The organism is Streptomyces deccanensis, from assembly GCF_022385335.1.
GTDB lineage: Bacteria > Actinomycetota > Actinomycetes > Streptomycetales > Streptomycetaceae > Streptomyces > Streptomyces deccanensis.
In genome coordinates, this window is record NZ_CP092431.1 from 2,752,982 (window position 1) to 2,766,841 (window position 13,860).

The window sequence follows — 13,860 nt, forward strand, 5'->3', positions numbered from 1 at the left end:
TTCATCCCTGGGTCTGCTGGATAGCTTCGCGGAGCACCTGGCGGTCGTCGAAGGGACGGACCACGCCGGCGATGTCCTGGCCCTGCTCGTGGCCCTTGCCCGCGACCAGCACGGTGTCGCCCGGCTGGGCGCGCGCCACCGCCGCGGCGATCGCGGCGGCCCGGTCCTCGAAGAGGAGGACCTCGCCGCGCTCGTGGGCCGGCACGGACGCCGCGCCTTGGAGCATGGTCGCGAGGATCGCGAGGGGGTCCTCGGAGCGGGGGTTGTCGGAGGTCAGTACGGCGGTGTCGGAGAGCCGGGCCATCGCGGCGCCCATCGGTCCGCGTTTGGTGGTGTCCCGGTCGCCGCCGCAGCCGAGCACGACGTGCAGGCGGCCCTCGGTGACCTTGCGCAGCGCCTTGAGGACCGATTCGACGGCGTCCGTCTTGTGGGCGTAGTCGACGACCGCGAGGTACGGCTGCCCGGCGTCCACCCGCTCCAGCCGGCCCGGCACGCCCGGTACGGCGCCGATGCCGTCGGCGGCGGTCTGCGGGTCGATCCCCGCGACGGCCAGCGCGGCGACGGCCGCCAGGGTGTTGGCGACGTTGAAGGCGCCCGGCAGCGGCGACCTGGCGGCGATCCGCTCGCCCTTGGGTCCGACCACGGTGAACGTCGAGTCCAACGGCCCGACCCGGACGTCCTCGGCGCGCCAGTCGGCGTCGGGGTGTCCCTCGGCGGAGAAGGTGACGACCGGGACGGTGGCCTCGTCGACCAGCCGGCGGCCGTACTCGTCGTCGAGGTTGACGACGCCGAGCCTGCTGCGCTCCGGGGTGAAGAGCCGCGCCTTCGCCTGGAAGTAGTCCTCCATGTCGGAGTGGAACTCCATGTGCTCCGGGCTGAGGTTGTTGAAGACCGCCACGTCGAAGACGCAGCCGTCGACCCGGCCGAGCACCAGGGCGTGGCTGGAGACCTCCATGACGACCGAGTCCACCCCGCGTTCGCGCATGACGGCGAAGAGGGCCTGGAGGTCGGTGGCCTCGGGGGTGGTCCGCTCGGACTTGATGCGCTCGTCGCCGATGCGCGTCTCGACGGTGCCGATGAGTCCGGTGGAGCGGACGGTCTTCAGTCCGCCCTCCACGAGGTACGCGGTGGTGGTCTTGCCCGAGGTGCCGGTGATGCCGATCTGGAGCAGGTCGGCGCCCGGCCGTCCGTAGAGGGTGGCCGCCAGCTCGCCCATCCGCGCGCGGGGGTTCTCCACGACGAGGGCGGGGAGCCCGGCCGCGGCGGCGCGCTCGGCGCCGCTGGGGTCGGTGAGGACGGCGACGGCACCGAGGCCGACCGCCTGGTCCACGAAGTCGGCTCCGTGCAGACGGGCACCGGGCAGGGCGGCGTACAGGTCGCCGGGGCGGACGGCGCGCGAGTCGTGGGTGATGCCCGTGACCTGGACGGCGTCCGCGCTCGTCGGCTGCTCGATACCCAGCTGACCGGCGAGTTCCGCGAGGGGTGTGGCGGAGACGTGGGCCGGCCTGGGCGGTCCCGGATATGTCACGGGAACGTCCTTCTGGGTGGTTTGGGACTGATCAGCGTGTGGCACGGCGGTGAGCGTACCGGGCGCACCCCCACGGGAGCGAAGCGAGGGTTTGTGCGAGCGGGGCTCGGGGGTGTGGTTCCCGGGGTCGGGAGTGATCATGGTCACGAGTGGGTTCCTGGCTGGTTGCGCTGATCAGCGGGCGGATCAGGGTGGGGGCAGGAGGCGGGTCAGGGAGCGAAGGTGACGGGCAGGTTCGCGGGCTTGGCCCCGGTGGGCGGCACCTGGAGGGTCTTCAGTGCGAACTCCATGACCTCCTTGTAGATGGGTCCGCAGATCTGGCCGCCGAAGTAGTTGCCCTTGGTGGCGTTCTGGATCGCGCAGTAGACGGTGATCCGGGGCTGGTCGGCGGGCGCGAACCCGGCGAACGACGAGGTGTAGCCCCGGTATCTGCCGGTGGCCGGATCCACACGGTTGGCCGTACCCGTCTTGCCCGCGACCCGGTAGCCGGGGATGCGCGCCTTGGTGCCCGTGCCCTCCTCGTCGTCCACGACGGACTCCAGCATCCGGGCGAGGGTCTTCGCCGTCTTCTCGCTCACGACCCGGGTCTTGCCGGGCTTGGGGGCGGGGGTGAAGCGGCCGTCCGGTCCCTTGGTGCCCCGTACGAGGGTCGGTTCGACGCGTACGCCGCCGTTGGCGATCGTCGAGAAGACGGAGGCCGCCTGCATGGCGTTGATCGACACGCCCTGGCCGAAAGGGATCGTGTACTGCTGCGAGGTCGACCAGTCGCCGGGCGCGGCGAGGATGCCCCTGGTCTCGCCCGGGAAGCCGAGGCCGGTGTAGCTGCCGATGCCGAACTTGCGCAGGTAGGAGTGGAGGATCTTGTTGGACTCCGCCTGGTTGCGGCCGAGTTCGCCGGTGGCGAGGATCGTGCCGATGTTGCTGGACTTGGCGAGGACGCCGTTGAGCGTCAGGTACCAGGTCGGGTGGTCGATGTCGTCCTTGAAGAGCCGGTCGCCCCGGTGCAGCCGGTTGGGGACGGTGACGTGGGTCTCCGGGGTGGCGACGTTCTCCTCCAGCACGGCGGCCATCGACATCACCTTGGCGGTCGAGCCGGGCTCGTAGGCGTCCTGGAGGGCCGCGTTGCCGAGCGCGTCCGGGTTCGCCTTGGTGAGGTCGTTGGGGTCGAAGCCGGGTGAGTTGGCCATGGCGAGGATCTCGCCGGTGCGGGTGTCCTGCACTATCACGTAACCGCGGTCCGCCTGGGACTTCTTCACCTGCTCGGTGATGGCGTTCTGCGCGGCCCACTGGATGTCGCGGTCGATGGTCAGCTCGACGTCGGAGCCGGCCACGGCGGGGGTCTCGGTGGAGCCCGCGGTGGGCACCAGCCGGCCGCCCGACTGGGCGTAGCGGATCTTGCCGTCCTTGCCCGACAGGCGGCTGTTCCACTGCTGTTCGATGCCGCCGCCGCCCTTGCCCTCGGCGTTGACCCAGCCCAGTATCCCGGCGGCGAGGTCGCCGTTGGGGTACACGCGCTTGCTGCTGGGCTCCTGGAAGACGCCGGCCAGGACGTTGACCGTGCCCTTCTCGTCCGCGGCCCGCTTGACGAGCGCGGTCTTCAGATCGCTGATCTGGTTCCAGACCTGGGGGGTCTGGCGGCGGGCGAGCAGGACGTAGCGCGTGTTCTTCGTGCGGAGCTTCTCGGCGAGCGTCTCCTGGTCCGCGCCGAGGATCGGCGCGAGGAGCGCGGCCGCCTGCTCGGGTCCGTCGTCGATCCTCAGCTGCTCGCGCGTGAACATCGTCGGGTCGGCCGTGATGTCGTTGGCGTCGGTGCTGATCGCCAGGGCGACGCCGTTGCGGTCGGTGATCCCGCCGCGTTCGGCGGCCAGCACCCGGCCGACGTAACGGTTCTGGTCGGCCTTGGCCGCGTACTCGCTCGCGTCGACGGCCTGCACCTGGAGCAGCCGTACGACGAAGGCGATCATCACCAGGGTCAGCGCGAGGCTCACCATGCGCAGCCGGGGGCGGGGGCTGCCCAGCCGGATGGTGCGCCCCGGCGGCTGCCAGGGCCTGGACGGGCGGCGCTGTGCGGAGGGGCGGGCGCCGGGGCCCGGTCGGCGCTGCTGGCCGCCGGGGCGTACGGGCCGGGCCGGCCCGGGTACGCGGCGGCGCGGGGGCTGCCTGCCTGAGTCGGCCACTTCCGTCACCTGCCGGGGGTCGTCGGGAGCTGGGTGGGCTGTACGGGCGGGGTGGTGGGGGTCGGCGTGGGAGGGCCCGAGGGCTCCGGGGTCCGCGCGTGCGACAGCGGCTCGGGGTCGGTCGATGTCGGTGACGAGGTCGATGTCGGCGTCGAGGTAGATGTCGGCGTCGGGGAGTCGGCGGGCGTGGGGCTGCCGGAGGGCGTCGGGCTCACCGGCGGGCCGGGGTCGAGGATCTCGGGCGCGAGGACGAGCGGCATCCGGGCCACGGACTGCTGGGCGGCGCTCGGGACGCCCCTCACCGTGCCGTCGGGGTTCAGGAAGGCCGGGTCGCCGCCGGGGACCATGCCCAGCTCGCGGGCGCGGCGCTGGAGGGCGTCGGGCGCCGAGTAGGCGTCCACGTCGCGCTGGAGCGCCTGTTCCTCGTCGGTGTAGCTCTTCACGTCGTCCTGGAGGTCGTCGAGCTTGAACGACCCTTCGCTGAGCGCGGAGTTCAGCACGAGGAGGCCGATGAGGCCGCCGCCCAGCAGGAGGACGACCAGCAGGACGAAGGGCGTGCGGGCGGCTCCCTTGGGCCTCGTGGGCAGCAGCCGCGCGAGACGGGCGGCCCGGCCCCTCAGTTCGGGTTTCCTGCTCACGCGTCCCACGCACTCCTCATTCGACGTCCTCCCGCACGCGTTCCGCCCCGCGCAGACGTGCGGGGGCGGCGCGCCGGTTCTCGGCGACCTCTTCCTCGGTGGGAAGTTCGGCACCACGGGTGAGGAGCTTGAGCCTCGGCTGATAGCGCTCGGGGACGACGGGCAGTCCGGGCGGGGCGGTGGTGGCGGCTCCGGCCGCGAACACCTGCTTCACCAGCCGGTCCTCGAGCGAGTGGTACGACAGCACGGCGATCCGGCCGCCGACCGCGAGGGCCTTCACGGCGGCGGGGATCGCCCGCTCCAGGACGGTGAGTTCGCCGTTGACCTCGATGCGCAGGGCCTGGAAGGTGCGCTTGGCGGGGTTGCCGCCGGTGCGCTTGGCGGCCTGCGGCAGGGAGTCGCGGATCAGTTCGACGAGGCGGGCGCTGTTGGTGAACGGCTCCTTGGCGCGCTCGCGCACGATCGCGGAGACGATCCGCTTGGCCTGCTTCTCCTCGCCGTACGCCCGGAGGATGCGGACGAGTTCGCCGGGGGCGTAGGTGTTGAGGACCTCGGCGGCGCTGATGCCGGTCGTCTGGTCCATCCGCATGTCGAGGGGGGCGTCCTGGGCGTACGCGAAGCCCCGGTCCGCCTCGTCGAGTTGCATGGACGAGACGCCGAGGTCGAACAGGACGCCCTGGACGCGCGGGAGGCCCAGGCGGTCGAGCACGTCGGGGAGTTCGTCGTAGACGGCGTGCACGAGGGTGGCGCGCTCGCCGAAGGGGGCGAGGCGTTCGCCGGAGAGACGCAGGGCCTCCTTGTCCCGGTCGAGGGCGACGAGCCGTGCCTCGGGGAACCGGGTGAGGAGCGCCTCGCTGTGGCCGCCGAGGCCGAGCGTGCAGTCGACCACCACCGCGCCGGGCGCCGTGAGGGCCGGGGCCAGCATGTCCAGACAGCGCTGGAGCATGACGGGGACGTGGCGGCTGTTGCTCAAGGGGCCCTCTCAGGTCCGGCGCGAGCCGCACGTACGCGCCGCGCACGCGGGGAGACGCCGAGCTCTCGCCGGTTCTCCTTGGGTTTCGGTCCAGCGGGGCGCCCGGGGCCTGTCGTCACGTTCCCGTTCTGCCCCGGCCTCCCGCTCGGCGTCACTTTAGTCCACGGTCCTGCGCGGTCAATCAACCGGCCTGCGCGTCGCGGCGCTCCCCGCTCGAAGCCGTGAATACGTCGAAATCACCCGTACGGTCGTGATCCCGCCACTCCTGTGGGTTACCTCACAACAAGGCTCAATGACGTTCTTTGTCCTCTCTCACAGAGCGCCCTCAGCGGCCGTGACCAGTACCGTCTTGTCCATGACGACCTCCGCAGCAGTTCCCACCGGCCCCGAAGGCGCCATATCCGACGGCACCGTCACCGACCGCCTCGTCGAGGCGAACCAGCGCTATGCCGCCGCGTTCTCCGACCCCGGGATGGACGCCCGCCCCGTCCTGCGTGTCGCGGTCGTGGCCTGCATGGACGCACGCCTCGACCTGCACGACGCGCTCGGCCTGGAGCTGGGCGACTGTCACACCATCCGCAACGCGGGCGGCGTGGTCACCGACGACGTGATCCGCTCCCTCACCATCAGCCAGCGCAAGCTCGGCACCCGCAGCATCGTCCTCATCCACCACACCGGCTGCGGCCTGGAGTCCCTCACCGAGGACTTCCGCACCGAGCTGGAGGCCGAGGTCGGCCAGCGCCCGGCCTGGGCGGTGGAGTCCTTCCGGGACGTGGACCAGGACGTACGGCAGTCCATGCAACGGATCCGCACCAACCCGTTCCTGCTGCACTCCGACGACGTGCGCGGGTTCGTCTTCGATGTGAAGACCGGTCTGCTCCGGGAGATCGACGCGGTCGACGCGGCCTGATCCCGTCGAACCGCGCGGCCGGAACCGCCCTCCTACCGCCCGAGGGCGGTTCCGCGCAGCCCTGGTTTCCTGTCAATCTGCTGGCATCCCACCCCGCAAAACACCGCGAACCTGACATATCGCGGACAGTTGTCCACAGGCGAGTGACACGGATTGGTAACGGCGGCAAGAATGCGGGTGTGGCGTCACGCTGAGCAGTTCACGCGTGGTGTCCGTGTTTCGGGGTGGGCCGGTCCGCATCGCAGAGCGACGGCCCGGAGAAAGAACGGGCCGAGGAGGGCCGGGTGACGACCTATGACGATCGAGCGAGCCTCACTGATCTGACCAGCACTGTGGAGCGAGTCCGCAGTTCGGTCGAAGGAGTGATCGAGGGCAAGCCTGAGGTCGTACGGCTTTCGCTGACAGTGCTGCTCGCCGAGGGACATCTTCTGATCGAAGACGTACCCGGCGTCGGCAAGACCATGCTGGCCAAGGCACTGGCGCGGTCCATCGACTGCTCGGTGCGGCGTATCCAGTTCACGCCGGACCTGCTGCCGTCGGACATCACGGGTGTGTCCATCTGGGACCAGCAGCGCAAGGAGTTCGAGTTCAAACCGGGCGCGATCTTCTCGCAGATCGTGATCGGCGACGAGATCAACCGTGCCTCGCCGAAGACGCAGTCCGCGCTCCTGGAGTCCCTGGAGGAGCGCCAGGTCACGATCGACGGCACGACGTACGAGCTGCCGAGCCCCTTCATGGTGGTGGCCACGCAGAACCCGGTGGAGATGGAGGGCACCTACCCGCTGCCGGAGGCCCAGCGCGACCGCTTCATGGCGCGCGTCTCCGTCGGCTACCCCAGCCCGGAGGCCGAGCTGCAGATGCTCGACGTCCACGGCGGGGTCTCGCCGCTGGAGGACATGCAGCCGGTGGCGCACGCGCACGAGATCGTGAAGCTGATCGAGGCCGTCCGTAACGTGCACGTCGCGGAAACGGTCCGGCGGTACGCGGTGGACCTGGTCGGCGCCACCCGCACCCATCCGGACCTCAGACTCGGCGCCTCGCCGCGCGCCACGCTGCACCTGCTGCGCGCGGCGAGGGCGACCGCCGCCCTGAACGGCCGGGAGTACGCCCTGCCGGACGACATCCAGTCGCTGGCCGTCTCCATCCTCGCCCACCGGCTGCTGCCCACCGCCCAGGCCCAGCTCAACCGGCGTACGCCGGAGCAGGTGGTGCAGGAGATCCTCCAGCGCACGCCCGTGCCGCAGGCCCCCCAGGCGCAGAGCGGCTACGGCTCGGTCCACACCGCGCCCGCGTACCCGCAGCAGCCGCCGCGGAGGCTTGGATGACCACCGCGGGGCCGGCGCCCGCCCCGGAACAGGACAAGGGCGGGCTGCGTACGGCCCTCGGCGGCCTCACCACGCGCGGGCGCTCCTTCCTGGCCGCCGGCGTGGCGGCCGCCGTCTGCGCGTACGTCCTCGGGCAGAGCGATCTGCTCCGGGTCGGCCTGCTGCTGGCGGTGCTGCCGCTGGTCTGCGCGACCGTGCTGTACCGCACCCGCTACCGGGTCGCGGGCAGCCGCCGCCTCTCCCCCGCGCGCGTGCCCGCCGGCAGCGAGGCCCGCGTCCATCTGCGGATGGACAACGTCTCGCGGCTGCCCACCGGGCTGCTGATGCTCCAGGACCGGGTGCCGTACGTGCTCGGTCCGCGCCCGCGATTCGTGCTGGACCGGGTGGAGGCGGGCGGCCGCCGCGAGGTGTCGTACCGCGTCCGTTCGGATCTGCGCGGCCGCTACCCGTTGGGACCGCTCCAGCTGCGCCTGACCGACCCGTTCGGCATGTGCGAGCTGACCCGGTCCTTCTCGACGTACGACACGCTGACCGTCGTCCCGCGGGTGGAGGCGCTGCCACCGGTGCGGCTGAACGGCGAGGCCAAGGGATACGGCGACGGGCGGCAGCGCTCGCTGGCGCTGGCCGGCGAGGACGACGTGATCCCTCGCGGCTACCGCCACGGCGACGATCTGCGCCGGGTGCACTGGCGTTCGACCGCGCGCTACGGCGAGCTGATGGTGCGCCGCGAGGAACAGCCGCAGCGCGCCCGCTGCACGGTGCTGCTGGACACCCGGGCCGAGGCATTCCTCGGCGCGGGCCCCGACTCCGCCTTCGAGTGGGCCGTCTCCGGCGCCGCCTCCATGCTGGTCCACATGCTCGAACGGGGCTTCTCCGTCAGGCTGTTGACCGACACCGGCAGCTCGGTGCCCGGCGAGGGCGCCGACGGGTTCGCGGGCGCCAGCCAGGAGACCGCCGACGCGGCCGGACTGATGATGGACATGCTCGCGGTGATCGACCACTCCGACGGCACGGGCCTGTCGCCCGCGTACGACGTGCTGCGCGGCGGCAACGAGGGGCTGCTGGTCGCCTTCCTCGGCGACCTCGACGAGGAGCAGGCGACGGTGATCGGCAAGATGCGCCAGCGCGGCGGTGGGGCGGTCGCCTTCCTGCTGGACAGCGAGACGTGGACGACCGAGCCGGGTGAGGTGCCCGGTGCCGGGGGCGCGAGCGAGGAGTCGCTGCGGCTGCTGCACGAGGCGGGCTGGACGGCGCTGACCGTGCCGCGCGGCGCCTCGCTGACGGACCTGTGGCGGCAGGCGGACCGACAGCGCACCGGAGCGCTGTCCGGGAGCGTTACGGAGGAACGGTCATGAGCGGGCGGGCGAAGCTGGCGCTGTGCGCCTGGGCCGCCACGATCATGGCGGCGTGCGCACTGCTGCCGCTGGTCGACCCGGCGACGTGGGTCTTCCAGGCGGCGCTCATGCTGGGCGTCCAGACCGGCGTGGGAGCGCTCACCCGGCGCGTCCCGCTGGCCAGGCCACTGACCGTGGCCGCGCAGGCACTGGTCACGTTGATGATGCTGACGCTGGTCTTCGCCCGGGAGCGGGCGGTCGCCGGGATCGTCCCCGGCCCGGAGGCGTTCCAGTACTTCGCGACGCTGCTGCAGACCGGCGCGGAGGACGTCGGCCGGTACGCCATCCCGGCACCGCTGACCGACGGCATCCGGCTGATGATCATCGGCGGTGTGCTGGTGATAGGCCTGCTGGTGGACGCGCTCGCGGTGACGTTCCGCAGCGCCGCGCCGGCCGGTCTGCCGCTGCTGGCGCTGTACTCGGTCGCCGCCGGGCTCTCCGACGGCGCCGCGTGGCTGTGGTTCGTGCTGGCCTCGGCCGGCTATCTGCTGCTGCTCCTGACCGAGAGCCGCGACCGGCTCTCGCAGTGGGGCCGGGTCTTCGGAGGCGCGCCGCAGGGTCCGCGCGCGGAGTCTCCCAGCGGTGCCGTGGCACCCGTGCGGACGGGGCGGCGCATCGGCGCGGTCGCGCTGGGCATCGCCCTGGTGGTGCCGCTCGGGCTGCCCTCCCTCGACGGCGGGCTGCTGGACGGCACGGGCGCCGGCCTCGGCGGGGGTTCCGGTGGCGGCGGCACGATCGCCGCGGTGAACCCGGTGGTGCAGCTGCGCGGCAGCCTGAACGTGGACGAGGACCGCCAGGTCCTGTCCTACCGCACCAACACCGACGACGTGCAGGAGATGTATCTGCGGATCGTCTCCCTGGACAACTTCAACGGCACCTCCTGGACCCCGACCGAGCGCTCCATCACGGGGGTCCCGGACGACTTCGGCACCCCCACCGGTCTCGCCTCCGACGTCAAGCGGACGTCGATCGAGACCCGGATCGTCGCGTCGGAGGACTACGAGCAGAACTGGCTGCCGATGCCGTACCCGGTGACCAGCGTGGACATCGACGGCGACTGGCGGTACGAGCCCGTGGGCCGCACCCTCGTCGGTGACCACGGCCAGGACACCAAGGGCGCCCAGTACCAGGTCGAGAGCCTGATCGTGCAGCCCACGGCGGAGCAGCTGGCCTCGGCGCCGGAGCCGCCGCCGGCGCTGCGGCGGGAGTACACCAAGGTGCCGGCCTCGCTGCCGCCGGTGGTGGCACGGACGGCGCTGGAGGTCACCGAGGGCGCGAAGAACGACTACGAGCGGGCGGTGAAGCTCCAGGACTGGTTCGCGTTCAGCGGCGAGTTCACGTACGACACGGAGGTGCGGTCGGGCACGGGCGCGCGGGCGATAGCCCGGTTCCTGGAGGACAAGGAGGGCTTCTGCGTCCACTTCTCCTTCGCGATGGCGTCCATGGCCCGCACGCTCGGCATACCGGCCCGGGTGGCGGTGGGCTTCACCCCCGGCACCCCGCAGACGAACGGCACGATGTCGGTGGGCCTGCGCGACGCGCACGCCTGGCCGGAGCTGTACTTCGAGGGCGTGGGCTGGACCCGCTTCGAGCCCACGCCCAACCGGGGCTCCACTCCCGAGTACACGGTGCCGGAGGACACCGGCACCGGCGGTCTTCCCGAGGTGCCCCGTCCCTCGTCGTCGGCGTCGACGGCACCGTCGGCCGAGCCGACGGCGAGCGAGAGCTGCACGCCGCAGGAGGCGAAGCTGGGAGCCTGCGGGACCGAGTCGGCGGCGGCCCTGCCGGGTTCGGACGACGAGGAGCGCTCGTTCTGGGAGCTGGTGTTCTTCTCCCCCTGGACCCTGTTGATCGTCCCGGGCGCGCTGTTGGTCCTGGCGATCCCGCTGCTGCCGATGCTGTGGCGGCTGCGGGTGCGGTCCGTGCGGCTGGGCGCGCACCAGGGCGCGGTGCCGAAGGGGCCCCAGGAGCCCGCCGTCGCGCGGGAGGTGACCCCTGAGGCCGGCGCGGCACCTGGCTTCTTCGACCCGCCGGCCAGGGCCACCCCGTACGGGCGTACGGAGGCCGCGGCGGCGCATGCGCTGGCCGCCTGGCAGGAGGTGGCCGACACGGCGTGGGACTACGGGATCGCGCCGGACGAGTCGCAGACGCCCCGTAAGGCCGCCGCGCGGATCGTGCGGCTCGGGGAGCTGGAACCGGCGGCCGCCGACGCGGTGCACCGGGTGGCGGCGGCGGTGGAGCAGGTCCTCTTCGCTCCGCGCCCGCAGATCCCGGCGGGGCTCGCCCGGGACGCGCAGCAGGTCGGGGTCGGCCTCAGGGCCAACGCCGGTCGCCGCACCAAACTGCGGGCGCTGCTGCTGCCGCGTTCGACCGTCCGGGTGGTGTGGGCCCTCGCCGCGCGCTGGGCGGACACCAGGGACGAGCTGCTGTCCCGCCTCCCGACGCCACGCCTGCCCTGGCGACGCCCCACACCGAGCCAGCACGGCTAGCGCGGACGCGTCACGGCCCTGTCCCCACCGGGTTCGCCCGACGGGGACAGGGCCGTTCGTCTGTCAGGAGGCCCGTTCGCCGGTCCCCGTTCGTCTGTCAGGAGCCGCGTCTTGCGGCAGCACGGCGACGGACACGGGGCGGTGGGCAGGGCGGTGGCCCCGCATCCGTCGTAGTCGTAGGCGCGGCGATGCGCGGACGTTCGATTGAGGGCATGCTCGAAGGGTGACCGCCGCTCGGGTGGTCACCCTTCGTCCGTGTTCAGCTGTGGCTGTCGGGTCGGCTGTTCGGCGGGCTCAGTGGCCGCCCTGCTCGTCACGACGGCGCTGCCAGCGCTGTTCGATTCGGTCCATCATGGAGCGGCGCTGTCGTGTCTGCCGACGCGCACCGGGGGAGCCTGCGGCACCGGTGGGCTGCTCACCCGGCTTGGGGGCCTTGCGCCAACCGGTGACGGCGAGCACGGCGCAGCCCAGCATGACGAGGAATCCCACCACGCTGACCCAGATCTGCTGTGCGACCATTCCGGCCATGAGGAGCGCGATACCCACCAGAAAGCCCGCGACCGCCTGGTAGACCCGCCGCCGGGTGTACGTACGCAGCCCGCTTCCCTCAAGCGCTGACGCGAACTTGGGATCTTCGGCGTACAGCGCTCGCTCCATCTGCTCGAGCATGCGCTGCTCGTGCTCTGAGAGCGGCACGGAGTCCTCCTCATCGTGCGGTCGCCGGGGCGACCCGGGGGGTCCTCTTCAGGATAGGCAGGGAATCGCCCCCTTGAAACCCGCCCCTCTACGCCAATTCGCCAACCGGAACCCGCCATGGCACCCCGACTCGCTGAGGTGTGAATTCCCCAGCGAACGGCCCGTCATGCCGGAACGGTCTCCCTCGATCATACGGCTCCGCGCGCCCGATCGGGGGGCCTGTGGCGTACTCCATCCGCCGCCGAGCCCCTGATCAGCGGGGCGCCCTCGTCCGCCGCGAGAGACGGCTCAGGACTCGGCGGCCCCTCGGGTCTCACCCAGCACATGAAGTTGGGTGGCCACGGAGTGGAAGGCGGGCAGCTCGGCGGCCACCGCCTCCAGCTTGAGCAGGGCGTCCAGGGCACCGGGCTCGGTGTCGACGAGGACCCCGGGGACGAGGTCGGCGAAGACCCGGACGCCGTGCACGGCGGCGACCTGGAGGCCCGCGCCCTCGACGAGGCCGGTGAGCTGTTCGGCGGTGAAGCGGTGGGGAACCGGATCACCCTCGCCCCAGCGTCCGTTCGGGTCGGCGAGCGCCTGCCGCGCCTCCTTGAAGTGCCCGGCGAGGGCGCGGGCGAGGACGGCGCCGCCGAGGCCGGCCGCGAGCAGACTGAGGACGCCCTCGGGGCGCAGCGCGGCGACCGCGTTGCCGATGCCCTCGGCGGGGTCGTCCACGTACTCCAGGACGCCGTGGCAGAGCACGGCGTCGTACCCGCCGCGCTCGACGACGTCGAAGAGGCCGTGGGCGTCGCCCTGGACACCCCGGACACGGTCGGCGACGCCGGCCTCGGCGGCCCTGCGCTCCAGCGCGAACAGCGCGTTCGGGCTGGGGTCGACGACGGTGACACGGTGGCCGAGGCGGGCGGCGGGCACCGCGAACCTGCCGCTGCCGCCCCCGGTGTCCAGTACGTCGAGCGACTCACGCCCCGTCGCCTTCACCCGGCGGTCGAGGGCGTCCTGGAGGACCTCCCAGACCACGGCGGTACGGAGAGAGGCGCGGGGTCGCATCGGGTCCGACACGGCAGTTGACTCCTCGGCGCGGCACCGCCTGGTGTGCGGCGGAGCGATGGGCTTGCGGCTCCGCCGGGCCGGTGGCCGTGACGGAGGGTGCTGCTGCCCCCAACCCTAATGGGCGGCGCCGGGACGGTCGGTCAGCCCGCGTCCGGGACCTCCGGGCCGCCGTCCTGGCGGGGTTGCGGCAGCACCGGCTGGAGCACCAGCATCCGTTCGACCAGGCGCAGGAACATCGCGACGTCGCGTATGAGGTCGTCGGCGTCGCGCGCGCTCGCCGCGCCCTGGATCCCCGCCTCGGCCCGTGCGCGGCGGGCGGCGCCGGAGGCGAACAGCGCGCTCCACTCGGCTAGTTCGGGCGCTATCTCGGGGAGCACTTCCCAGGCGCTCCGGATCTTGGCCCGGCGCTTCGGGGTGGGTTCGGGGCGGCCCCGGGCGGCGAGCACCGCGGCGGCGGTGCGCAGGGCGGCCAGGTGGGCGGTGGCGTACCGCTCGTTGGGCGTGCGCAGCACGGACGCCTCCTCGAGTCCGGAGCGGGCCTGGGCGAGCAGGTCGAGGGCGGCGGGCGGGGCCGTCGCCCGGCGCAGCACGGGGTGCACGTCGCTCGCCGGGCCGGTCAGTGAGGGGGCAGGGCCGGTGGCGCGGCGCCGGCCTGCGGCTGCTGCGTGGTAGCTGGCCAT

General features: G+C 72.5%; 11 protein-coding genes. 4 read left to right on the forward strand and 7 right to left on the reverse strand.

The genetic code is table 11. From position 1 onward, the window contains the following. Position 1 precedes the first annotated feature (1 nt). The 4 genes from L3078_RS12290 to rsmH all read right to left on the reverse strand — a co-directional run bounded on the left by L3078_RS12290 (position 2) and on the right by rsmH (position 5,316). Complete coding sequence (locus tag L3078_RS12290) at positions 2-1,675, reverse strand: UDP-N-acetylmuramoyl-L-alanyl-D-glutamate--2,6-diaminopimelate ligase (protein ID WP_239753478.1); 1,674 nt, start codon at positions 1,673-1,675, stop codon at positions 2-4. 62 nt (positions 1,676-1,737) lie between these two features. Further along, a complete protein-coding gene (locus tag L3078_RS12295) occupies positions 1,738-3,714 on the reverse strand; it encodes a peptidoglycan D,D-transpeptidase FtsI family protein (protein ID WP_239753479.1) in 1,977 nt (658 codons plus the stop codon). Next, positions 3,711-4,343, reverse strand: coding sequence for a cell division protein FtsL (gene ftsL, locus L3078_RS12300; RefSeq protein ID WP_239753480.1), 633 nt, complete (start codon positions 4,341-4,343; stop codon positions 3,711-3,713). The genes L3078_RS12295 and ftsL overlap by 4 nt, the downstream gene beginning before the upstream one ends. Positions 4,344-4,359: 16 nt before the next feature. After that, positions 4,360-5,316: a 16S rRNA (cytosine(1402)-N(4))-methyltransferase RsmH gene (gene rsmH / locus L3078_RS12305; RefSeq protein WP_239753481.1), complete on the reverse strand. Its 957-nt coding sequence runs from the start codon at positions 5,314-5,316 to the stop codon at positions 4,360-4,362. 355 nt (positions 5,317-5,671) lie between these two features. Here rsmH and L3078_RS12310 point away from each other — a divergent pair, with 355 nt between their 5' ends. The 4 genes from L3078_RS12310 (at position 5,672) to L3078_RS12325 (ending at position 11,434) form a co-directional block, all read left to right on the forward strand. Next, on the forward strand, positions 5,672-6,226 hold the full coding sequence (locus L3078_RS12310; RefSeq protein ID WP_239753482.1) for a beta-class carbonic anhydrase: 555 nt from the start codon (positions 5,672-5,674) through the stop codon (positions 6,224-6,226). Between the two features lie 284 nt (positions 6,227-6,510). After that, entirely contained in the window at positions 6,511-7,551 is a 1,041-nt protein-coding gene (locus L3078_RS12315; RefSeq protein ID WP_239753483.1) for an AAA family ATPase, read from the forward strand. Next, a complete protein-coding gene (locus tag L3078_RS12320; RefSeq protein ID WP_239753484.1) occupies positions 7,548-8,906 on the forward strand; it encodes a DUF58 domain-containing protein in 1,359 nt (452 codons plus the stop codon). The genes L3078_RS12315 and L3078_RS12320 overlap by 4 nt, the downstream gene beginning before the upstream one ends. Further along, entirely contained in the window at positions 8,903-11,434 is a 2,532-nt protein-coding gene (locus L3078_RS12325) for a transglutaminase TgpA family protein (RefSeq protein ID WP_239753485.1), read from the forward strand. The genes L3078_RS12320 and L3078_RS12325 overlap by 4 nt, the downstream gene beginning before the upstream one ends. Positions 11,435-11,728: 294 nt before the next feature. Here the strand turns inward: L3078_RS12325 and L3078_RS12330 are convergent, their stop codons facing one another. The 3 genes from L3078_RS12330 to L3078_RS12340 form a co-directional block, all read right to left on the reverse strand. Further along, on the reverse strand, positions 11,729-12,130 hold the full coding sequence (locus tag L3078_RS12330) for a DUF3040 domain-containing protein (protein WP_239753486.1): 402 nt from the start codon (positions 12,128-12,130) through the stop codon (positions 11,729-11,731). Positions 12,131-12,418: 288 nt separating this feature from the next. Continuing rightward, positions 12,419-13,189: a methyltransferase gene (locus L3078_RS12335; RefSeq protein WP_239753487.1), complete on the reverse strand. Its 771-nt coding sequence runs from the start codon at positions 13,187-13,189 to the stop codon at positions 12,419-12,421. A 131-nt stretch (positions 13,190-13,320) separates the two neighbouring features. Then, the gene (locus L3078_RS12340; RefSeq protein WP_239753488.1) at positions 13,321-13,860 is read right to left on the reverse strand and encodes an SAV_6107 family HEPN domain-containing protein; all 540 of its coding nucleotides are present in this window, start codon (positions 13,858-13,860) and stop codon (positions 13,321-13,323) included.